At 70.0% G+C, this 19,968-nt stretch carries 17 protein-coding genes and 1 pseudogene; 9 read left to right on the forward strand and 9 right to left on the reverse strand.

Annotated elements, in window-relative coordinates; all coding sequences use genetic code 11:
* Positions 1-88 precede the first annotated feature (88 nt).
* Positions 89-181: pseudogene (locus BLU09_RS39440) on the forward strand (hypothetical protein); the annotation flags it as partial.
* A 780-nt stretch (positions 182-961) separates the two neighbouring features.
* Here the strand turns inward: BLU09_RS39440 and BLU09_RS38815 are convergent.
* The 3 genes from BLU09_RS38815 to BLU09_RS19690 form a co-directional block, all read right to left on the reverse strand.
* Positions 962-1,285, reverse strand: coding sequence for a pilus assembly protein N-terminal domain-containing protein (locus BLU09_RS38815; RefSeq protein WP_090491088.1), 324 nt, complete (start codon positions 1,283-1,285; stop codon positions 962-964).
* Positions 1,286-1,383: 98 nt separating this feature from the next.
* The gene (locus BLU09_RS19685) at positions 1,384-2,298 is read right to left on the reverse strand and encodes a sigma-70 family RNA polymerase sigma factor (protein WP_244171868.1); all 915 of its coding nucleotides are present in this window, start codon (positions 2,296-2,298) and stop codon (positions 1,384-1,386) included.
* Between the two features lie 359 nt (positions 2,299-2,657).
* Positions 2,658-2,990, reverse strand: a complete 333-nt coding sequence (locus tag BLU09_RS19690; RefSeq protein WP_090491090.1) for a hypothetical protein — start codon at positions 2,988-2,990, stop codon at positions 2,658-2,660.
* A 277-nt stretch (positions 2,991-3,267) separates the two neighbouring features.
* On the opposite strand from BLU09_RS19690, the gene BLU09_RS19695 reads away from it, so the two are divergent.
* The 4 genes from BLU09_RS19695 (at position 3,268) to BLU09_RS19710 (ending at position 7,419) form a co-directional block, all read left to right on the forward strand.
* Complete coding sequence (locus BLU09_RS19695) at positions 3,268-4,620, forward strand: RtcB family protein (RefSeq protein ID WP_090491091.1); 1,353 nt, start codon at positions 3,268-3,270, stop codon at positions 4,618-4,620.
* Positions 4,621-4,761: 141 nt separating this feature from the next.
* A complete protein-coding gene (locus BLU09_RS19700; protein WP_143043153.1) occupies positions 4,762-5,691 on the forward strand; it encodes a TIGR02266 family protein in 930 nt (309 codons plus the stop codon).
* 184 nt (positions 5,692-5,875) lie between these two features.
* Positions 5,876-6,379: a cupin domain-containing protein gene (locus BLU09_RS19705; protein ID WP_090491093.1), complete on the forward strand. Its 504-nt coding sequence runs from the start codon at positions 5,876-5,878 to the stop codon at positions 6,377-6,379.
* A 140-nt stretch (positions 6,380-6,519) separates the two neighbouring features.
* Positions 6,520-7,419 (forward strand): MBL fold metallo-hydrolase, encoded by a 900-nt coding sequence (locus BLU09_RS19710; protein WP_090491094.1) that lies wholly within the window; start codon positions 6,520-6,522, stop codon positions 7,417-7,419.
* A 9-nt stretch (positions 7,420-7,428) separates the two neighbouring features.
* Here BLU09_RS19710 and BLU09_RS19715 read toward each other — a convergent pair whose 3' ends face one another.
* Positions 7,429-9,705 (reverse strand): ATP-binding protein, encoded by a 2,277-nt coding sequence (locus tag BLU09_RS19715; RefSeq protein ID WP_090491095.1) that lies wholly within the window; start codon positions 9,703-9,705, stop codon positions 7,429-7,431.
* 244 nt (positions 9,706-9,949) lie between these two features.
* Here BLU09_RS19715 and BLU09_RS19720 point away from each other — a divergent pair, with 244 nt between their 5' ends.
* Positions 9,950-12,139, forward strand: a complete 2,190-nt coding sequence (locus BLU09_RS19720) for a tryptophan synthase alpha chain (RefSeq protein WP_090491096.1) — start codon at positions 9,950-9,952, stop codon at positions 12,137-12,139.
* 70 nt (positions 12,140-12,209) lie between these two features.
* On the opposite strand, the gene BLU09_RS19725 is transcribed toward BLU09_RS19720, so the two are convergent.
* Positions 12,210-12,764 (reverse strand): hypothetical protein, encoded by a 555-nt coding sequence (locus BLU09_RS19725; protein ID WP_090491097.1) that lies wholly within the window; start codon positions 12,762-12,764, stop codon positions 12,210-12,212.
* A 99-nt stretch (positions 12,765-12,863) separates the two neighbouring features.
* The gene (locus BLU09_RS19730) at positions 12,864-13,361 is read right to left on the reverse strand and encodes a hypothetical protein (protein ID WP_186817689.1); all 498 of its coding nucleotides are present in this window, start codon (positions 13,359-13,361) and stop codon (positions 12,864-12,866) included.
* Between the two features lie 182 nt (positions 13,362-13,543).
* On the opposite strand from BLU09_RS19730, the gene ppk1 reads away from it, so the two are divergent.
* Positions 13,544-15,706 (forward strand): polyphosphate kinase 1, encoded by a 2,163-nt coding sequence (gene ppk1 / locus BLU09_RS19735; protein ID WP_090491099.1) that lies wholly within the window; start codon positions 13,544-13,546, stop codon positions 15,704-15,706.
* A 32-nt stretch (positions 15,707-15,738) separates the two neighbouring features.
* Here the strand turns inward: ppk1 and BLU09_RS19740 are convergent, their stop codons facing one another.
* The gene (locus BLU09_RS19740) at positions 15,739-16,860 is read right to left on the reverse strand and encodes an App1 family protein (RefSeq protein ID WP_167371118.1); all 1,122 of its coding nucleotides are present in this window, start codon (positions 16,858-16,860) and stop codon (positions 15,739-15,741) included.
* Between the two features lie 153 nt (positions 16,861-17,013).
* Between BLU09_RS19740 and BLU09_RS19745 the strand changes: the two genes are divergently transcribed.
* On the forward strand, positions 17,014-17,454 hold the full coding sequence (locus BLU09_RS19745; RefSeq protein ID WP_090491101.1) for a DUF6209 family protein: 441 nt from the start codon (positions 17,014-17,016) through the stop codon (positions 17,452-17,454).
* On the opposite strand, the gene BLU09_RS19750 is transcribed toward BLU09_RS19745, so the two are convergent.
* Positions 17,441-17,956: a hypothetical protein gene (locus BLU09_RS19750; protein WP_244171869.1), complete on the reverse strand. Its 516-nt coding sequence runs from the start codon at positions 17,954-17,956 to the stop codon at positions 17,441-17,443. The two genes, BLU09_RS19745 and BLU09_RS19750, sit on opposite strands and share 14 nt — an antisense overlap.
* Before the next feature lie 110 nt (positions 17,957-18,066).
* Between BLU09_RS19750 and BLU09_RS19755 the strand changes: the two genes are divergently transcribed.
* Positions 18,067-19,113 (forward strand): DUF2169 family type VI secretion system accessory protein, encoded by a 1,047-nt coding sequence (locus BLU09_RS19755; RefSeq protein WP_090491103.1) that lies wholly within the window; start codon positions 18,067-18,069, stop codon positions 19,111-19,113.
* A gap of 4 nt (positions 19,114-19,117) precedes the next feature.
* Here the strand turns inward: BLU09_RS19755 and BLU09_RS19760 are convergent, their stop codons facing one another.
* Positions 19,118-19,903 carry an Imm49 family immunity protein gene (locus tag BLU09_RS19760; RefSeq protein ID WP_090491104.1) on the reverse strand — a complete coding sequence of 262 codons (786 nt, stop codon included), beginning with the start codon at positions 19,901-19,903 and terminating at the stop codon, positions 19,118-19,120.
* Between the last annotated feature and the right edge of the window lie 65 nt (positions 19,904-19,968).

Raw genomic sequence — 19,968 nt, forward strand, 5'->3', positions numbered from 1 at the left:
CCTGTAGACAGGTCGTCGTGGAGGGAACGTTCCTTCCACGCGACGGCCGCGAAGGCAGGGGGACGGGCGGATGTACACGTTGGCGGAGATGCGCGCTTTCAGGCTGCGTGACGCGGCGGAGTTGCTGGCACAGCGGGGGTTCGACAACGTCCGGGCCGCGGAACTGGCCCGGGCCACGCGGCTCTCGGTGGGCTCGCTGTATCGTTACTACGGCAGCAAGCAGGGCATCGCGAGGGCGATACGGACCCTCACCGAGCGCGAGCTGTCCTACACGGGTTTCGTCGCCTACCAGATGGCGGATGGCGACCCGCTGCGGCAGGGCTTTCGCGACGTCTTCATCGCCTTCTGGCGCGAGTTCGCGACCTGGGCGCTGTTGCAGCCCCACCTCGTGGGCTTCACCTTCCTTCACAACCATCCGGACACGGACCCACCGGGCGAGCATGACGGACGGACGCGCGCGCAGGTGCTGGAGGTCCTCGAGCATGGCGAGCGCGAGAAGGTGTTTCCCAAGGGCCGCACCTGGCTCCATGAGTGCATGGTGTGGGGCATGCTGTCGGAGCTCGTGCGCCGGGCGGGCCGGGGCGAGGTGGTGAGTGAAGAAGACGTCGAGACTGCCGCGGAGGTCCTCTGGAAGGCGCTCTCTTCAGATGAGCCCTCCAAGCCTCGAGGGGGTGGCCATCCGCCTCCGGGAGGTGACCCCGCGCATCCAGCGCTCACGGCGGACACGTCAGCTCGGACAAGCGGGGCGATGGTCCCCACCGCATCCGCTGAACCGCCTCCCGCTGCGACGCGCCTTCGCGCGGCGGCAGGTGACACACCGCTCTCGCATGCACTTGGCCCCCGGCCGGTCCAGACTGCGCGAAACCCTGGTCCAGCGGCGCCCACGCCCCTCATCCCTGCGCGGAGGAGCGCGGCTTCCATTCATGCCACATGGCGGCACCATGGCCACCGATGCCCTGCATCAATCGGTGACGACGATGCGGTAGCTGCTGCGCTTGTTCTCGGGCCCCGCCCACACGAGCAGCGCTGTCTCACCGGCCTGCTGACCGATGATGCGCAGCACCCCTTTGCCAAGCGCCTTGATGTCCGCAATCTCCGGTTCGTCAATCGCGATGCGGACCATCCCCGGAATTTGAAGGTCGCGATGGCTGCCCTTCTTCACGACCACCGTTTCCTCGGTGGTGGCCGAGGCTCCAGAAGACGGGGCCGGCTTCGACTCCTCCGCCAGCGCAGGCGCTCCCACCAACGCCAGCGCAACCAGGGCAAGGCCTATTCTGTGATGCATGGTGTGTGTCCTCCAAGAGGGGGTTGTTCCACCTTCACCCGGATGACACCGGCCAGGTCGGAGCGTTGCACGCGGCCGCGAAAAAAGTCCGCGGACCCTCAGGAAGCCCCAGACGTGCTCAGCAGGGACGGCAGGCTCAGGTCCAGCTCTCCCTGTACCACCCGCATCAGGCTGTGCAGTTCGCCGGAGGTGAGCCGAAGCCGCTCCGCCAGCCGCTGACGTGTGCCCTCCAGCGCCGCTTCCCGGCCCCGGACCACCCAGCGCGACACGGTGGACTTGTGCGTCTGGTACATGGTGCCGATGCGCTCCAGGCTCAGCCCCTCCACCACGTGCAAGCGCAGCACGGTGCGCTCCCGCGTGGGCAGGGCATTCAGCGCCTCGGAGAGCGCCGTCTGGAAATGCTCGCGGTGGTGCTTGCGCAGGTAGTCCAACTCGACGTCCGCCATGCCCGCATGGGTTGGCAGCGGGAGCGCCTCCGCCTCCTCTTCGGCGTGGGCCCTCCGGCGCTCCGAGCGCTGGAGGTTGAGGGCGGTACGCACCGCTGCCGCCCGCAACCAGGCCGCGAGCGGACCACTGCCCTGGTATTCGGCCATGCGTCCGGGCCGGTCACCTTCTGGGACGAGCAGCCGCTCGCGCAGGTGTTGAACCACCTCGGCGGGGTCCACACCCGTGTCCCGCATCCGAGCCAAGGACGCCGCCGCCTTGGGAAGAACGTGGCGCTCCAGCGCGACATGCGCCGCGGCGTTCCCCCGCACACAGGCGCACGCCAGATAGAGGTCCGCGGCATGCACGGTGGCCAGCACCCGTGAGGGGTCCTCGTCGCGTGGCAGGCACGAAGCAAGGTGGCGTAGGAAGTCTTCCTCCGCCAGCGTCACGCTTGGCCAGGCCTGCCGCGCCGCGGCGCAGAGCGCGACCAGCGTGTCCTCCAGTCCGGACAGGGCCTCGTAGCCCTCACGTGCCCCGGGGCCGAGCTGCTGGAGGAAGACGAGCGAGCGGCTCTGCTGCGTTCGCATGCGCACCTCGGCACCGCGCGTGCCTGGAGCGGCACGGCTCACCCGCCTTGTTACCCCGTTCCCTCCCTCGGTTTCCACCCGGCCATGACGACAGCTCGGCGAGCAACTGCGCCAGGAAGTCGCCAAGGGCCTTGACCTTGGGCGGCGTGGGGCGCGCGGGCTGCTACACCCGCCACAAGGATCCCCGCTCCACCCTGTGCTCGCACACGCAGGACCGGACGCGGCGCTCGCGCGGACGCTGAGCCACGCCCGCCTGGGCATCCTGCCCGGACAGGGCCACGTGGCCCACGTCACCGCGCCTGAATTGCTGGCGCGCGAGGTCTCCGCGTTCCACCGCGAATCGCCCGCGCGCCTGGGGCCTACATGGACACGGACTTGCTCGGGTCGAGCTGCTTCTTCTCGGGCTCGCGCGTCCGGGCCTGCGTGTCCGCCTTCTTCGAGGCGTCCCGGCTCTTGCGCGGGGCCTTGACCTCCGCCTTCACCGGCGCCTCGCAGTGGTCACCCTTCCGATTCGGGTGGCAGTGCCGGATGCCATAGACATGGTGACACCCACAGGGGTCCACCCGCTTCTTCGCGCACGCGGAGGGATTGAACACCGGGGCTGCCACCTCCACCGGCGTCTGTGCCTGCTCCTTCTCCACGGGTCCCGCCTGCAACGCCACCGCCAGGAAAATCCCACCAAGGAAACCCATCGCCCACCCCCTACCTGGATGCTGCGGAATGGATGGGAATGGAATCCGGACGTGACAAGTCCCGGGGCGATCGGAACCTCGCCGTCCGCTCTCGGGCTGACTTTCGCCCGGCCGGGCACGTCCCGGCCGCGGCCTCGTACGGCTCCGAATTCGCTCGCCTTCCCGCCTGTGCCCCCAGCATCCTCTGCTCCTGTTTTCGGGTTTCGGCTCCTGGCGTCAGCTTCCCTGGACGCTCCCGTCGCTGCCGCGTGTTCATCCCGTCTGGGGGATCAAAGTCATGAGTTGGAAGCAGCGGCTGGAGAAGGTCTCAGAAGGCCATTACGTCCTGGCGAAGACCAAGAGCATGAAGGTCGATGCGGACCTGTTCCTGTCCGACAAGTTGCTGTGGGGGGAGGGCCCCGAGCAACCTGGACTGGAGGACTCTGTCTTTGACCAGGTGGTGAATGCGGCATCCTTCCCCGGGGTCACCCGCGTCGCTGTCACACCCGACTGTCACCTGGGCTACGGCGTCCCCATTGGCACAGTGGTGGAGACGGACGGCATCCTCCTGCCCACCGCCGCCGGCTACGACATCGGCTGCGGCATGGTGCAGTTGCAGACGACGCTCACCGCCGAGGACGTCGCCGACGCCACGAAGCGCCGCCGCTGGATTGAAGAGGTGACGAAGCGCATCGCCGTGGGCGTGGGCGCCAGCCGCGTGCAGAAACAGCGCAGGGTGACGGACCGCACCTTCTCGGACGTGGTGCGCCACGGCGCCAAGGCCCTGGGCCGGGGTTCGTCCGTCACCGAGCGCGACTACATCCCCGTCGAGGACGACCGGGTGGACATCCCCGAGCGCGCCTTCGGCAAGCGTGAGCAACTGGGCAGCCTGGGCGGCGGCAACCACTTCACCGAGATGCAGGTGGACCAGAACGGCCGCGTGTGGGTGATGCTGCACACCGGCAGCCGCGGCTTCGGGTGGAACATCGCCAAGCACTTCTTCGTGGAGGGCGCCGCGCAGCTGGGCCTCAAGAGCCGCAGCGAGGACCATGTCTGGCTGGACGCGGAGAGCCCGCTGGGCCGCGACTACTGGAACCTCCACAACATGGCGGCCAACTTCGCGGTGGCCAACCGGCTCATCATCGGTGAGGCGGTGTGCGCGGCGCTGGAGGACGTCTTCGGCGGCACGGCCAGCGTGTATTACGAAATCTCCCACAACCTCATCCAGAAGGAGGCGGGGAAGTTCGTCGCCCGAAAGGGCGCCACGCGCGCGTTCCCCGGAGGACACCCCGCGCTGAAGGGCACGCCCTGGGAGAAGACGGGCCACCCCATCCTCATCCCGGGCTCCATGGAGACCGGCAGCGCCATCCTCTTCGCCGAGCCGGGCGCACAGAAGTCCATCTATTCGGTGAACCACGGCTCCGGCCGCCGCATGTCGCGTGGCGAGGCGCGGCGCGTGCTGAAGCAGGACGTCACCGACCAGCGCATGGCCGAGGCGGGCATCCTCCTCAACACCCGCCAGACGCCGCTGGACGAGTCAGGCCCCTGCTACAAGAACCTGGACGACGTTTTGGAGACGGTGGAGATGGCGGGGCTGGCCCGGGTGGCCTACCGGCTCAAGCCGGTGGCCTGCATCAAGGGCGCGGACTGAGGCGGCCCGGACGGCGCACGGCCGCCTGCCTGCCACCAATCCCTGGGAGGCGGGCGGCCCCGGGTCATTTCCGGCTCGGCGCATGGGGCTCGTGGGGCCGTCCGGGGAACGCTACAGTGGGCGCCCCTGGAGTCCTTCGCCATGAGCTCGCCGTCCCCTGCTGCCCGCATGCCCCCAGCTGCTTCCCGTGAAGCGGAGCTGGCTCGCGCCGAGAGCGAGCTGTCCACGCTGGAGGGCCGGCTCCATGAACAACTCGCCCAGGCCACGGCGGAGGCGTCCGCGCTGGCCACCCGGCTGGAGCAGACGCGGCAGGCGCTGACGCGGGCCCACCAGGCCCCTGGTGCCGACCCCATGTTGGGGGAACAGTCCTCCCGGTTGCAGTTGGCCGTGGCGCCCGCGCTGGACGTGGAGGCGCCGCGCATCCGGGCACTGGAGGCCCGTCAAGCGGCGCTCCAGGCTCGGCGGCAAGCAGGTTCGGAGATGCAGTCCCTGCTGCGAGCCCACCAGGAGCAGGCGGCGCAGGTGGCCCGCGCGGTGACCGAGGCGGAAGCGGTGCTCAAGCGTCAGGCCGAGGCGGCCAGGGCCCGCCAGGAAGCCGCGTCGCGGGCACAACACGAAGCCGCCAAGGCCCGCCAGGCCGAGCTGGCGCGGGCGGCCGCCGCGGCGAGGGCCCAGGGGCACGCGCCGCTCCCAGCAGCCGCGGCCCGGCCCGCCACCCCGCCTGAGAACGACGCGCGGCGCAACGGACGGGTGCGGATGCACACGTCCATCGACATGCGCAGCGACTCCAACTTCTTCACGGGTTTCTCACTGGACCTCAGCGAGGGCGGCGTCTTCATCGCCACCGTGGACGCGGTGCCGCGCGGCACGCAGGTGGAGCTGGACTTCACCCTGCCGGGCGGCCGGCCCATGAAGGTGACGGGCGTGGTGCGCTGGGTGCGCGAGGCCAATTCCCGCACGCCGGAGCTGATGCCAGGCGTGGGTGTGCAATTCACCGGGCTGCCAGCGGAAGTGGCCAGCGCCATCTCCGCGTTCGTCACCACGCGCGACCCGATGTTCTTCCCGGACTGAGCTCGAGACAGACGCCTTCGTGACACGCGGGCGCGATGTTTCACGTCATCCGTCGGGTAGTCGACCTCGCGGCCACTCCCGCGCGCTGACAGGCGGGATTATCCTCCGCAGAAGACAGACACTCCGACGACGAACTCATGGCGCAAGCCAATGCAGCGGCGCCGCGGAAGGAGATGACACCCGCATGAGCGCGCCTCATCGCAGCCCCACGGTCCTCGCCGGACGTCGTCCGCGCTGGGACTCCCGCCGCCACGCCGACACTGCCCGTGCCTTGGAAGGCACGGGCACCCCGCCCGCGCGCGACGCCCTGGAGACGCCGGCCCCCGAGGTGGACAAGGTCAACCTCGCGCAGAAGCTGGCCCTCTTCTCCGAGCACGGGTCCCCGAAGGTGGTGGGCGAGCTGAACGGCCAACACGTCCGGCTGGCCCGGCTCCACGGCCCCTTCGTCTGGCACCAGCACGACGCCGAGGACGAGCTGTTCCTCGTGCTCCACGGCCAGCTGCGCATGGAGCTGCGCGAGCGCACGGTGGACGTGGGCCCAGGCGAGTTCATCATCATTCCTCGCGGCGTGGAGCACCGGCCCGTGGCGGAGGAGGAGGTCCACGTCCTGCTCTTCGAGCCCGCCACCACGCTCAACACCGGCAACGTCCGCGAGGAGCGGACGGCCGAGCACCTGCTGCAGCTCTGAAGCGGACATCCAGGCACCCCCACCGGGCGGGCGAGCCTCCCGCCATCCCGCTTGCGCGGATTCCTCCGTGGCGTCACGCGGCGCACCTTTAGCTCCGGACCCGGGCCGCCCGAGCGGCTCCCTGCCGAGGAGCGGAAGCGATGCGCATCCACCACCTGAACTGCACCACCATGTGCCCACCGGGCGGCCGGCTGGTGGACGGGCGAAAGGGCTTCACGGGGCCCGCGGCGCTGACGTGTCACTGCCTCCTGGTGGAGGGCCGGCAGGGACTCATCCTGGTGGACACCGGCTTCGGCCTGGAGGACGTGAAGCACCGGCGCCCCCGGCTGTCGCCCCTGTTCCTCGACCTGCTGACGCGGCCCCAGCTCAACGAGGGCTCCACGGCCATCCGACAGATTGAGCGCATGGGCTTCCAGGCCAGGGACGTGCGCGACATCGTCCTCACCCACCTGGACTTCGACCATGCCGGCGGCCTGGACGACTTCCCGCACGCCCGGGTCCACCTGCTGTCGGACGAGTACCAGGGCGCCGTGGCCCAGGCGACGCCGTTGGACCGGCGCCGCTACCGGCCGTTGCAGTGGATGCACGAGACGCAGTGGGTGACGTACCCCTCCGGTGGAGACGGTGAGCGCTGGTTCGGCTTCGAGTGCGTGCGGGATTTGGCAGGCCTGCCGCCGGAAATCCTGTTGGTGCCGCTGCCGGGCCACACCCTGGGCCACGCGGGCGTGGCCATCCAGAATGGCGGCGGCTGGCTGCTGCACGCCGGAGACGCGTACTTCTACCACGGGGAGATGGCCCCGGACCGGTACCGGTGCACGCCAGGGCTGCGCGCCTACCAGAAGCTGATGCAGAAGGACGGCTACCTGCGCTGGCACAACATGCGCCGGCTGCGCGAGTTGGTGCAGCGGCACGGACGGGACGTCACGGTGTTCTGCGCGCATGACTCGCTGGAGTTCGAGCTGCTGGAGGAACAGGAGAAGGCGCCGGAGCGGTCGCCCCTGCGAACCTTCGTGGACACCCGGCCGCCGCTGCACGCGTGACGGGTGGGCTCACGAGTGCAGGGGAATATCGGGTGCCTCACGCAGCTCCGAGCCCAGCAGCATCAGCGGCAACTCCACGATGAAGGTGGCGCCCTCGCTGGGGGCGCTCTCCACGCGGATGGTGCCGCAGTGCGCCTCCACCAACTGCCGGACGATGTAGAGCCCCAGCCCAAAGCCCGCATGCTGGCCGCCAGAGGGCTCTCTTTCGAAGCGCTCGAAGATGCGCCGCTGCGCCTCCGGGGCAATGCCCACGCCGTGGTCTCTCACGCACAGCCGCGCTCGCGCCACGCCCGCGTGCTCCACCCGGACCTCCACCGGCCGTCCCCTGCCGAACTTCAGCGCGTTGGACAAGAGGTTCGTCACCACCCGGTCCAACCGCAGCCGGTCCCACCGGCCCACCAGCCCCAATTCCGCGCCAAACTCCAGCTTGCAGCCCGCCTCCGCGGCCTGTTCGGCGAAGCGCTCCACCACCTCGTGCACCAGGTCCGACAGGTCCACCGGCGCCACGTCCAACATCAGCTTCCCCGATGACAGCCGCGACAGGTCCAGCAGGTTGTGCAGCAGCTGCCCCAGCCGCTGCGTCTGCTTCAGCGCCGCCGCCAGCCCGTCACGCGCCTTCTGCTCCTCCGCGAGCTCCATCCGCTGAAGCCTTCGCAGGAGCAACTGCAGCGTGTTCAACGGATTGCCCAAGTCGTGCGCCGCCACGCCGATGAGCTCCACCGCGTCCTGCGCCTCGCTCCAGAGCCGGGCGTTGTCCAGCGCGAGCGCGGCGCGTCCCGCCACCTCCTCCACGAAGACCTGGTCCGTCACCGTCAGCCGGCGCTCCGGCGCGGACGTCAGCAGCACGAACACCCCGCGCGTCTGCCGCCCCACCCGCAGCGGCACGCCGAGGTAGGAGCGCACGCCCACCTTCTCCATCAACGAGAGGTGCTCGGGGCCCACCAGCCCCCGGGCCAGGGTCTCCGGAGACACGTCGCTCTTGAGCTCGGAGCGCCCCGTGCGCATCACCTGCCAGATGCCCCACGGAGACTCTGGTGGCGGCGGAAAGCGCCGCGCCGCGTCCCACAGCCACGCCTCCTTCTCCGGCATCGCGTGCGCCACCGCGCGAGGCCAGAGGTCGCCACTGGCCGTCAGCAGGTAGAGCAGGCAGGCGTCCGCCACCTCCGGCACCATGATGCGCGTCAGCTCGGCCACCGTCTGGTCGGGGTCCTGGAACTGGTGGAAGAGGCCCCCCGCCTCCGCCAGCAGTTGCTGCGTGCGCTCGGCCCGGCGCCGCTCGGTGATGTCGCGCGTCACCTTGGCGAAGCCGCGCGGCTGCCCGCGCGCGTCCTGGAGCACGGTGACGTTGACGTCCGCCAGATAGCGCGAGCCGTCCTTCCTCACTCGCCAGCCCTCCGTGTGCAGCCGCCCATCCCTCCGGGCCCGCACCAGGTCCTTGTCCGGAATCCCCGCCGCCACCGCATCCGGCGGGTAGAAGACGCTGGAGGGCTGGCCCAGGATTTCCGCCTCGCGGTAGCCCATGATGCGCTCCGCGCCCGGGTTCCAGCTCTCCACCCGGCCCCGCGCGTCCAGCAGGAACAAGGCGTAATCACGCACCCCCTCCACGAGGAGCTGGAAGCGCTCGGCGCTGGCCTCGGCCTCCTGTTGGATGGGCCGCAGCTTGCGCGTCAGCGTCCACGCCAACATCGTGGCGCCCGCGAGGCCCAGGCTCCCCGCGAGCAGCGACAGCCCGAGCGCGCTGCGGTCCGTGGCCAGGCTCTCATGGATGCCCTCGGACAGCCGGGCCTCCGTCTGATGGTGGAGCATCCGGAGGCTGTCCATGGCACGGCGGCGCGTGTCCGCCACGTGGCCGTCGAAAATCTGCTCCAGCCGCTGGCGGGGCACGCCGTCCTCGCGCTCCATGATGAGCGCCTGCATGGCCTCCTCGTGCTCCAGCTCCGCGTGGGAGACGGCCTCCAGTTGCGTGGCCAGGGGCTCCTGGGTGAGCCGGCGCTTCAGGGCTTCGTAGGTGGCGATGAAGCGCTCGCGCGCGACGGACATGTCCTGGGCGAAGAAGGTATCTCCCGATAAAGCGAAGCCCCGGCCACTGACGACCTTGTCGTTGAAGGTCCGCTCCAGTTGTTTGATGTCCAGCACGTCCCGGGACAGCTCCAGGATGCGCGCCTTGTGATTGGCCCGCACGGAGAGCAGCGCCACCACGGACGTTCCCGCCAGCACGAGCGCCACCACCAACGAGATGATGAAGCCGGCGCCCGCGCGCTGCGCGAACGTCCACGGACGTGCCACCTCCCCTCCTCCCCAGACGGTCCACCGCCCATGCCCTCGGGCAGGGTGAAGCGCTCCGCATCCTGAATCCAGGGGGCTCGCCGGGTGACGCGAACGTCGGAAACCAGGCGCCCGGGCAGACGGCGCCCGTGCCCGCGCGTCGCGGTGTGTGCACCGTCCAACCCCGCATTACACCCTGGCTGGGCACGCGCGCTGCCCGGACCCACGTTGGGCGCGGGTGGTGGCCTGGGCGGGACGGGAGCGCATGCGCGGAGCGGGGCGGCGGGGAGCGTGGTTCTGGACGTGTGGGCTGGTGCTGTGGGTGGCGTGCAGCCAGACACAACCGTACGAGGGCGCGGACAGCCGCCGGCCAGTGTCCTCCTGCGAGCCCATGACGTGCGCCTCCCAGGGCATGGACTGCGGCATCGCCATTGACGGCTGCGGCGGCACACTCGACTGCGGCGCCTGTGGCCCCGGTGAGGTGTGCGGAGGCGGTGGCCGGCACAACGTGTGCGGACCGGCGCCCTGCGAGCCCACCACCTGTGAGGCTCTGGGGAAGGATTGCGGACCAGTCTCGGATGGCTGTGAAGACGTGCTCGACTGCGGCACCTGCACGGCGCCCGAGTCCTGCGGCGGCGGAGGCACACCCAACGCATGCGGCGAGCCCACCTGCACGCCGGACACCTGTGAGTCGCTGGCGCGCGACTGCGGCGCCGTACCGGACGGCTGTGGCGGCATGCTCGACTGTGGCGTCTGCGCGGACGGACTGACGTGCGGGGGCGGCGGTGCGCCCAACGTGTGTGGCCGCGGCATCTGCAAGCGGGCCACCTGCGACGTGCTGGGGAAGGACTGCGGGCCGGTGTCCGACGGCTGCGGCGGCATGCTCGACTGTGGGGCCTGCGCGGGCGGCCTGACGTGTGGCGGCGGCGGCGTGCCCAATGTCTGCGGCAACTCGCCGTGTACGCCAGGGACGTGTGAGACGCTGGGGAAGAACTGCGGGCCGGTGGCGGACGGGTGCGGCGGCATGCTCGACTGCGGTGTCTGCGCGGACGGCCAGACGTGCGGCGGCGCCGAGCCCAACGTGTGCGGCGGCGGCGTGTGCACCCCGCTCACCTGCGAGTCCCAGGGAAAGAACTGCGGCACCGTGCCCGATGGCTGCGGCGGACTCCTTCACTGTGGCCTCTGCCCGGCGGGCGAGACCTGCGGCGGGGGCGGCGTGGACCACGTCTGTGGCCGTCCCCTCTGCACGCCGGCCACCTGCGAGTCGCTGGGCAAGGACTGCGGCACCGTGCCGGACGGGTGCGGCGGCGCGCTCCAGTGCGGGGCATGCGCGAATGGCGAGACGTGTGGAGGTGGCGGCACGCCCAACGTGTGCGCGGCGCCTTCCTGCCGCCCCTACACCTGCGGCCTGCTGGGCAAGGATTGCGGCACCGTGCCGGACGGGTGTGGCGGGTTCCTGGCGTGTGGCACCTGCACGGCGCCCGAGTCCTGCGGAGCGACGGGCGTTCCCAACGTCTGCGCGGCGAGCGCCTCCGTGTGCGTGGACCGGAACCTGGGCAGCGTGTTGCCGGTGATGGTGAAGGGCTCCACCGCGCACGCGGGGGACGACCATCAGTCCTCATGCGGCGGGAGCGGCGCGCCGGACCGGGGCTTCCTGTGGACGGCGCCCAAGAGCGCGCTCTTCACCTTCGACACGGCGAAGTCGGCCACCCGCTCGCTCGTCTCCGTGCGCAGCGGCGGCTGCGGGGGCGCGGAGCTGGCGTGCGCGAAGGACGGCATCAGCTACGGCGGCGGCGCGCGTGTCTCGGTGCCGCTGGTGCAGGGACAGACGGTGCTGGTGGTGGTGGACTCGGCGAGCCTGGACCGGTTCAGCGCGGGGTACTTCGAGCTGCACATCGATGAGCTGCGGGCCAGCGAGGCGGGCTCCTGCTTCGACGGCATGGACAATGATGGGGACCGCTGGGTGGACTGCGCGGACACGGACTGTCACGACGCGCCGGGCTGCGGCGGCCGTGGCTGCGCGCACCATGACTTGGGCAGCGCGCTGCCGGTGACGTTCCATGGCGAGACGGCGGGTTCCGGTGACAGCTTCCAGGGCACCTGCGGCGCGCTGCTCCAGCAGGACCGCGCGCACCTGTGGACAGCGCCGCGGGCGGGCACCTACGTCTTCGACACGGCACCGAGCGAGTGGGGCAACGCGCTCTACGTGCTCACGGGTTGCCGGGGCACGGAGCTGGGTTGCGCCTCCAACTCGAACGGGAGTCCCCAAGGCTCGCCCGCCGTGAAGGTGGCACTGGCGCAGGGCCAGACGGTGCTGGTGGTGGTGGACGGCATGGCGAATGCCGACCAGGACACGCCCATCCGGTACACGCTCCACATCAGCGAGGACGCCGCCACGGAGGCGAGCCGGTGCGCGGATGGCGCGGACAACGATGCGGATTCCAACTGCCGGTAAAAAAGGGCAACCCTTGTGGCGGAGTGCCTCGATGGAGCACTCCCATGCACATGTGTTGGGTGCCGTCGTATCAACGATGTGCCTGCCGGAGTGCCTTCACCACGACGTCACGGATGCCAACGGCGCGCGCGTAGGTGTCTCCCTCTCCCTCATCCGGGGAATACAAGTCGTAGGCGGGTGCCATGAACGCCACCGTGCCGCGCTTCGTCCCCCTGACACCACCACAGGCCCACTCGACCGTGGTCACGTAACGGGTCGGCGCATCACCTGAGGCCGACTCGGACTCGCGACGAAGCATCACACTCGTCAAATCCTGGAGGATGCGCTCACCTTCGGCCCGGGACAGCTTCCTCGGACTGAGTTTGACCGGGTCTTCCCAGTCGTCCCCTCGGCCAGAGACCTCCGCGCCGCTTTGCGTCACCTTCAGGTAGAAGGTGCTTTGGGTGAACACCCAACAACCCGTGAGGACATAGTCGACCTTCATCGTCACGGGCAGGTCCTCACTGAGGCAGCGCAAGGCCTCCTCGCTGGGCGCCTCGTACCCGATGACGTCGTCAGACGCCGCCGCGGACGAAAGCCCCGCTACCGCCAGGAGAACCGCGAGCCCCTGAGAGAACCGCCGCATGGTGCGACCTCCGTTTCACGGAACGGAGGGAGCCTGGCACCCGCGACTCGCGGGCAGCCACGCATGGTTCCATCATCGTTTCGGCAGGAAAGGCCCTGCTCAGCCTTCCTGCGCGGGTGCGGGCGCCGCGTCCGCGGGCTCCCCGCCCGGCGCCGCGAACGTCCCCGTGGCGGGGTCCACGTTCCAAGCGGAGTACTGGTGCGTCTTCACGTCCCGCAGCTTCCCGTCCTCGTAGCAGACTGAATAGATGAGGAACTGCGGGTTGACGAAGTTGGGCTGCCCGTAGCGGTAGCACTCCGCCCCACTGGTGTCCCGCTCCAGGGTGATGGGCCGTCCGAGCACGGCGCGCACCTGCTCCGTCGTCATCCCACCCCGCATGGACTTGAAGCCTTGGGGCGTGACGATGCGGAACGTCTTCTCCTCGCCCTTGGCGAGGGTCCAGAAGCCCACGCCCAGCACCACCGGTATCAGGGCCATCAGCAGGGCGCCCACCCACCGTCCCCGAGGCACCTTCCTGTCCTTCTGGAAGGCCGTGAAGAGGCCGCTGGCCGCGTCCGCCTGGGGGTTCATCTCCGTCGCGCTCACGTCGCCTGACATGCAGTCCTCATATCGCGGATGCAACAAAGTCCACGCCTCCCGCCCTTTCTCCCTGCCCGCCCACCTGGGAGGGCTTACATCGCCTGACGGCTCCCTCTCCCAAGTAACACGCGAGTTTACAATGAGCAGGGGGTCGGCCTGCTACATCCCCTCCAAGGGAGTCAACGAGGAGTCAAGTCACCATGCCGAAACGCGGCGGCGGCGGTCGCAGCGTCACCCAGAAGCCCTCCAACCGGGACGTGCTCCCGGCCGGCGCGGAGTCGAAGGACACGGAGCTCTTCTTCAACCGAGAGCTGTCCTGGATGGCCTTCAATGACCGCGTCCTCCAACTCGCCGAGTCTCCGGAGATTCCGCTGCTGGAGCGGCTGAAGTTCATCGCCATCTACGCGCGCAACCTGGACGAGTTCTTCATGATTCGCGTCGCCCGTCTGCACGAGCAGATTCGCGGCGGCGTGGCGCGCCTGGTTCCCGACGGAGCCTCTCCCAGCGACACCCTGGACAAGCTGCACGACGGCATCCTCAAGCAGACGCGCCGGCACGGCGACGCCTTCGAGAAGGTGCTCCGCCCCGCCCTGGCCGAAAAGGGCCTGCGCATCCTCTCCGCCAGGAGTCTGGACGCCGAGCAGCGCGCCCAGGTGGACCAGCGCTTCAAGGAGCAGATTTTCCCCGTCCTCACCCCGCTGGCCATCGGCCTGGGGCGGCACTTCCCCTACATCTCCAACCTGTCGCTCAGCCTGGCGGTGCTGCTGAGAGACCCGGACGCGGACGAGGAGAGCGTGGCCCGGGTGAAGGTGCCCAAGGAGCTGCTGCCGCGCTTCCTGCCCCTCAAGGGCAACGTCTTCGTCCCCTTGGAGGAAATCATCGCCCAGCACCTGGGGGACTTGTTCCCCGGCATGGAGGTGCTGAGCTGGGGCACCTTCCGCGTCACCCGCGACGCGGACTTCACCGTGTCCGAGGACGCGGAGGACCTGCTCAAGGCCGTGGAGACGGAGCTGCGCGAGCGCCGCTTCGGCGACGTCATCCGCATGGAAGTCCAGGCCGGCATGAGCCCCAAGCTGCTCGAGCCGCTGGTGGAGGCCATGGGCCTGGAGGCACGTCAGGTCTACGAGGAGCACGGCCTGGTGGGCCTCAATGACTTGCAGTCCATCGCCTTCGCCCCGGGCTTCCCGGAGCTGAAGGACCCGCCGTGGGTCCCCGTCACCCAGGCCCGCCTACGCACGGACGCAGACGCGCCGGATGGCGGCACGGTGATGTCGTCCATGCGCCGGGGGGACCTGCTGGTCCATCACCCCTACGAGTCCTTCGCCACCTCCGTGGAGCGCTTCGTCACCGAGGCCGTGGCCGACCCGGACGTGCTGGCCATCAAGCAGACGGTGTACCGCACGTCGGACAGCTCGCCCCTGGTGCCCGCGCTGATTACCGCCACCGAGCGCGGCAAGCAGGCGGTGTGCATGGTGGAGCTGAAGGCCCGCTTCGACGAGCGCACCAACATCCGCTGGGCCAACGCGCTGGAAGAGGCGGGCGTGCACGTCGTCTACGGGATTCCGTCCCTGAAGACGCACGCGAAGGCCATCCTCATCGTCCGGCGCGAGGGCGACAAGGTGCGGCACTACGTGCACATCGGCACGGGCAACTACAACCCGAAGACGGCGCGCCTCTACACGGACATGGGCCTGTTCACCACGGACCCGGACATTGGCGCGGACGTGGCGGACGTCTTCAACTACCTCACCGGGTTTGGCCGGCCGAAGAGCTTCCGCAAGCTGCTGGTGGCCCCGCTCACCATGCGCCAGGGCCTGCTGGAGGAAATCAAGCGCACCGTCGCCGCGCACACGGCCGAGCGCCCCGCGCGCATCCAGATGAAGATGAACGCGCTGGTGGACCCCGGCATCATCCACGCCCTCTACGAGGCGTCCCGCGCGGGCGTGAAGGTGGAGCTGAACGTGCGCGGCATCTGCTGCCTGCGCCCGGGCGTTCCCGGCGTGTCGGAGAACATCCGCGTGGTGTCCGTGCTGGGCCGCTTCCTGGAGCACTCGCGCATCTACATCTTCGAGCGCGGCCCGGAGCTGCGTTGCTTCATCGGCTCGGCGGACTTGATGCCGCGCAACCTGGACCACCGCGTGGAAATCCTCGCGCCGGTGGAGGACGCCAGCCTGGCCGCCCAGGTGAAGGACTCGCTGGAGCGCTGCATGGCAGACACCACGTCCTCCTGGGAGCTGACGGCGGATGGCGGCTGGCGCCGCCGGCTGCCGCGCGCCGGTGACGAGAAGCGCTGGGCCCAGGGCGAGATGATGGAGCGCGCCCAGCGCATGGCCCAGTTCCAGGGCGGCCGTCCGCTGTCCTGACAGCACCTGCACCCCGGTGGGCGCCGGGAGCCTCAGCGCTCGGCGTCCTCGCGGCGATGGGCCTCCACCTCGCGCACCTCACGCCACTGAATCCACCCCTCGCGCGCGGCGTGACGGGCGGCCTCGGTGGTGTCATCCACCGCGAGCATCTGGCTGCCCGCGGCGCGGATGTCCCCGGCGATGAGCGCCAGCTCCTCGGCCCGGCGCTGATGCCCCGGCACGTTGCGGATGTAGACGCAGAGGATGCGCCCGGGAAACTCACGGACGATGGTGCGGTAGTGCTCCGCGTCCTCCTGGCCACTGTCGCCAATGAGGATGAAGGGCAGATGCGACAGCGTGCCGAGCACCGCGCGAATCTTCTCCAGCTTGTGCCCATGGCCCCCGCCGGGCGCGAAGCCCTGGCTGGACAGGCCCCAGTCGCGCAACAGCAGCGGACCGGTGGGGATTTTGTGCAGGGAGAGGAACTCGTCCAGGTGCTCGTAGAGGTTCCACGGGCTGCTGGACACGTAGAAGATGGGGTTGTCCGCGCTCGTGCCCCGGCCGTGCTGGAGCGCGGCATAGAAGGCGTCCACGCCCGGGAAGGGCAGCCGCACGCGGTGCTCGGTCAGGAAGAGTGCCCAGGCCCGCTTCAGCAAGTCGGTGACGCCGGTGACGATGACGGTGTCGTCAATGTCGCTGATGACGCCGAACTCCGCGCCGGGCCCGGCCATCCGCACCGGCGCGGCCACGCGGGACACGCCCTCCGCGTCCGGCGACAGCAACTCCAGCTCCACCATGTGCCAGCCCGAGCGCACCCCGTCCGGCGGAGGCACCCACAGCTCCAGGAAGCCCTCCTCGTCGGTGGTGCCCTCCCAGCGCTTGTCGCCCCAGCGCACCGCGACGCGCGCGCCTGGCACCTCGCGCGTCATGTAGCGCTTGTAGGAGGCCACCGCGCTGCCCACCAGCGTGTAGCGCTCCTGCGGCGGACGCACGTGCCGGTCCTCCAGCACGCGGGCCTTGATGACGGCGCGCTCGGGGGTGCCATAGCCCCGGTAGGGGAGGATGCGCAGCGGCGGCGCGATTCCCAGCTTCTGGCGAAGCTTGCGGCTCAGCGCGTCATAGTGCGCGTCCACGCGGACGGCGAGTCGATAGAAGCGAGGAAGAAAGTCGGCCATGGCGCGGAGCGTAAAGGTGAGGAGCCTGACTCTAGAGGAGTCCACGATTGAGCGGCACAAACCCGTGAGGGTCCACTGGCGGACCGTCACAGCCCTTGCCTGCCACGCTGTGCGTATCCGCAACGCAGCTTCCTCTCAACCTGGAGCTTTGCCTTGCCGCGTCAATCCCCCCGCTGGTGTCTCGCCGCCGCCATCGCCGTGCTGCTCGCCGGAACGGCCGCTTCCTCGCAGTCCTCCTCCAGCATCACCTTCCAGTCGCCGGCGCAGGGCTGGAGCGTGTTCGCGTCCTCCAACCCGCTGCCCTTCGGCTCCACCGCGGCCATCCACTACAGCGCGGACCGGCTGACGCAGTGTCGGGGCACCATCAACGGCACCACGCCCGGGTGGACGATCACGGGCTACTACCAGTTCAACGACGGGCCGGTGCAGCGCTTCTGGGTGGCGGGCTTCTCCTCTACGCCCAACCCGCCCGCGCCGTCCATCCCACTCAACACGCGGGGCACGCTGGCCATCTGGTTCGAGAACACCAGCCGCTGGGGCTGCCAGACCTGGGATTCGAACTTCGGCAACAACCACGTCTTCACCGTGCAGTGACGAGCTCCACGCGGCCCAGGGGGCTGTGGCCCTTCGCCAGCAGCCGCCGCGCCGCCAGCACCGACACGCAGTCATCGGTGCTGTGGATGTCTCCGTAGAAGGTGAGCAGCGTGGCCGGGTCCACCACGCGAATCCCCCCGGCGTCCACGGACGGCACGCGCCGGACGAAGACGTCGAGCAGGACCTTGCCGCCCTCGTCGTGCCGGGCGTAGCGGTAGAAGTGCGTGGAGGTGGCGTCGAAGCGCGTCCAGATGCGGTGGTAGCCGCGCGCGGTGAGCACGGCGATGAGCTCCGGGAAGCGCGCGGGCTCCACGAAGAGGTCCACGTCCTTGTGGTCGTGGAAGCGCTTCAGCTCCTCATGGGGCGGGGCCATGAAGTGCCAGGCCCAGCCACCGGACACCGTCACCCAGGGCGCCAGGGCGCGCACCTCCGCCTCGCAGGCGCGCAGGCGCTCCAGGTTCCAGCGCTCATGCGCCCGCTTCGGATTGCGTGGGTCTCCCATGGCCGTGTCCTTGTGTGAGGGCACGGCGTGGACGGAAGGTCGAGCACGGGCTGACAGCCGGGCTCCGGCTGTCCGTGTCCCAAAAGGGTGAGGACTGGTAGACATGTTTCATGGGGCACCCCTCCACCGAGAACCTCACGCCCTTCACCTTCGAGCCGCTGTTCCTCACCGACGAGGCGCTGCGGCCCCTGTTCGTGCCCGTGTTGAAGGCCACGTTCGACCTGCGGCCTCGGGGCGCGCCGACGCTGTCCGCGGAGCAGACGCCGCTGCTGACCGGAGGTGAGCGCTGGGAAGGCGGCGGGGATGCGGCCAGCCTCCGCCTGGAGCCCGAGGGCGCCTTCTTCAAGGCCGCCACGGACGTGGTGCTGGTGGGACATGCCCATGCGCCCGCGGCGGGGACTCGCGAGCTCCTCGCCGAGTTGCATGTCGGGCCGGTGCACAAGCAGGTCCGTGTGCTGGGGGACCGCACGTGGTTCAAGAGCATGGGCGGCATCGGGGTGACGCAGCCCCTCCCCTTCGAGCGCATCCCCTTGCGCTATGAGCGCGCCTTCGGCGGGAAGGACGGCAGCGCCTTCGAGCCGCGCAACCCGCTGGGCACGGGCTTTCGCGAGAAGGGCAGCCGCTTCGAGGAGAACCTGCGGCTGCCGAACCTGGAGTTTCCCGCCGAGCCGCTGAGGTCCTGGGGCCAGCGTCCTCCGCCCACGGGCTTCGGGTTCATCGAACCGCACTGGCAGCCCCGGGCCGGCTACGCGGGTACCTACGATGACGCGTGGAAGAAGTCGCGCAGCCCGTTGCTGCCAAAGGACTTCGACCGGCGCTTCCTCAACGGCGCGCCGTGGGATCAGCTCGTCCCGGGCTACCTGCGAGGGGGCGAGGCCGTGCTGCTGAAGCACATGGCGCCGGGCGCGCCGCTGACGTTCAGGTTGCCCGCGCTGCCGTCTCCGGAGGTCCTCGCGCCCAGGGCCCGGGGGCTGGATGACCTGGAAGAAGCGCTGCGGCTGGACACCGTGGTCCTGGACACGGACGCGATGAAGCTGTTCCTCGTGTGGCGCGGCACCTTCGCGTTGCAGCGCGAGCCCACGGAGCTGCGCTCCATCCAGGTGACGTGCGAGGGCGCGGAGACGCTGGAGCCGGGGCAACCCGTCGGAACGGACTGACGGGTTATCGCGCCCGCGCCGTGTCCACGGCCCAGTCACCCGAGTACGTCGTCGTCATCGGGACGCGGGCCAGGGGCGGGCAGTAGCGGAAGCCGGTGTCCTCGGGTGCGATGCCGGCGCGCTCGGCGAGGCGCAGGAGGGCCAGTCCTTCGAGCCAGACGAACCGGTGCGGCGCGAAGGACGTCACGGGTGTGGCCAGCGAGCGGGCGCGCTTCTCCGTGACGATGCCGTGGTCCAGGCAGGCGGCGGCGAAGGCCTCGGCGAAGGCGGCGGCGTCCCTGGACACCAGGGCCCGGGCCATGGCCACCCGGCTGGCGTAGGGCTCCTGGCCCACCTTCTCCAGCGGGACGAGGATGGACTCCAGCGGAGTGGACGGCGTGCGGGTGAGGTGCTGGAGGGCGGCGGCCCAGAGGAACTCATCCTCGTATTCGGCGCCCTGCTGCCACTGGGTGGCGGCGCTCGCGGCCACGGCCTCCGCGAGGGAGAAGTGGCCGGCGGCGAGCGCGCCGAGCAGCGGCGTGTTGCGCCGCGCGGGCGGTGGCGGAAGGCCCCGGTCCGCGAGGAGGCGCTGCACCCGGCGGCCGTTCTCCGCCATCCGGCAGAGGTTGAGGAAGAACCCCTGAGGATGACCATCCACCAGCAGCGTGGCCACGGCGATGAGGTGCAGGTCGAGCGTGATGGCGTCCAACCGCGCGAGAATGCTGGAGCGGTCCGCGCCCGGGTCGAACCGGCTCAGCCTTTCTCCCAGGGAGTCAGCGGCATCTGCACGGAGGGAGATGAGACGGGCCATGATGGGAGGTGCGGGTGAGCGTAGCCTGGAACGGGGCGTTCAGGCACCATACAACGTGAGAGGTG

The sequence above is a fragment of the Myxococcus virescens genome, assembly GCF_900101905.1.
In the GTDB taxonomy this organism is placed as follows: Bacteria; Myxococcota; Myxococcia; order Myxococcales; family Myxococcaceae; genus Myxococcus; species Myxococcus virescens.

What these genes read in the sequence shown, in the direction of transcription:
- BLU09_RS38815 (WP_090491088.1), bottom strand. Translation starts at nt 1,285, where the DNA reads ATGCATCACAGAATAGGCCTTGCCCTGGTTGCGCTGGCGTTGGTGGGA.
- BLU09_RS19685 (WP_244171868.1), bottom strand. Translation starts at nt 2,298, where the DNA reads ATGCGAACGCAGCAGAGCCGCTCGCTCGTCTTCCTCCAGCAGCTCGGC.
- BLU09_RS19690 (WP_090491090.1), bottom strand. Translation starts at nt 2,990, where the DNA reads ATGGGTTTCCTTGGTGGGATTTTCCTGGCGGTGGCGTTGCAGGCGGGA.
- BLU09_RS19695 (WP_090491091.1), top strand. Translation starts at nt 3,268, where the DNA reads ATGAGTTGGAAGCAGCGGCTGGAGAAGGTCTCAGAAGGCCATTACGTC.
- BLU09_RS19700 (WP_143043153.1), top strand. Translation starts at nt 4,762, where the DNA reads ATGAGCTCGCCGTCCCCTGCTGCCCGCATGCCCCCAGCTGCTTCCCGT.
- BLU09_RS19705 (WP_090491093.1), top strand. Translation starts at nt 5,876, where the DNA reads ATGAGCGCGCCTCATCGCAGCCCCACGGTCCTCGCCGGACGTCGTCCG.
- BLU09_RS19710 (WP_090491094.1), top strand. Translation starts at nt 6,520, where the DNA reads ATGCGCATCCACCACCTGAACTGCACCACCATGTGCCCACCGGGCGGC.
- BLU09_RS19720 (WP_090491096.1), top strand. Translation starts at nt 9,950, where the DNA reads ATGCGCGGAGCGGGGCGGCGGGGAGCGTGGTTCTGGACGTGTGGGCTG.
- BLU09_RS19725 (WP_090491097.1), bottom strand. Translation starts at nt 12,764, where the DNA reads ATGCGGCGGTTCTCTCAGGGGCTCGCGGTTCTCCTGGCGGTAGCGGGG.
- BLU09_RS19730 (WP_186817689.1), bottom strand. Translation starts at nt 13,361, where the DNA reads ATGTCAGGCGACGTGAGCGCGACGGAGATGAACCCCCAGGCGGACGCG.
- ppk1 (WP_090491099.1), top strand. Translation starts at nt 13,544, where the DNA reads ATGCCGAAACGCGGCGGCGGCGGTCGCAGCGTCACCCAGAAGCCCTCC.
- BLU09_RS19740 (WP_167371118.1), bottom strand. Translation starts at nt 16,860, where the DNA reads ATGGCCGACTTTCTTCCTCGCTTCTATCGACTCGCCGTCCGCGTGGAC.
- BLU09_RS19750 (WP_244171869.1), bottom strand. Translation starts at nt 17,956, where the DNA reads ATGGGAGACCCACGCAATCCGAAGCGGGCGCATGAGCGCTGGAACCTG.
- BLU09_RS19755 (WP_090491103.1), top strand. Translation starts at nt 18,067, where the DNA reads ATGGGGCACCCCTCCACCGAGAACCTCACGCCCTTCACCTTCGAGCCG.
- BLU09_RS19760 (WP_090491104.1), bottom strand. Translation starts at nt 19,903, where the DNA reads ATGGCCCGTCTCATCTCCCTCCGTGCAGATGCCGCTGACTCCCTGGGA.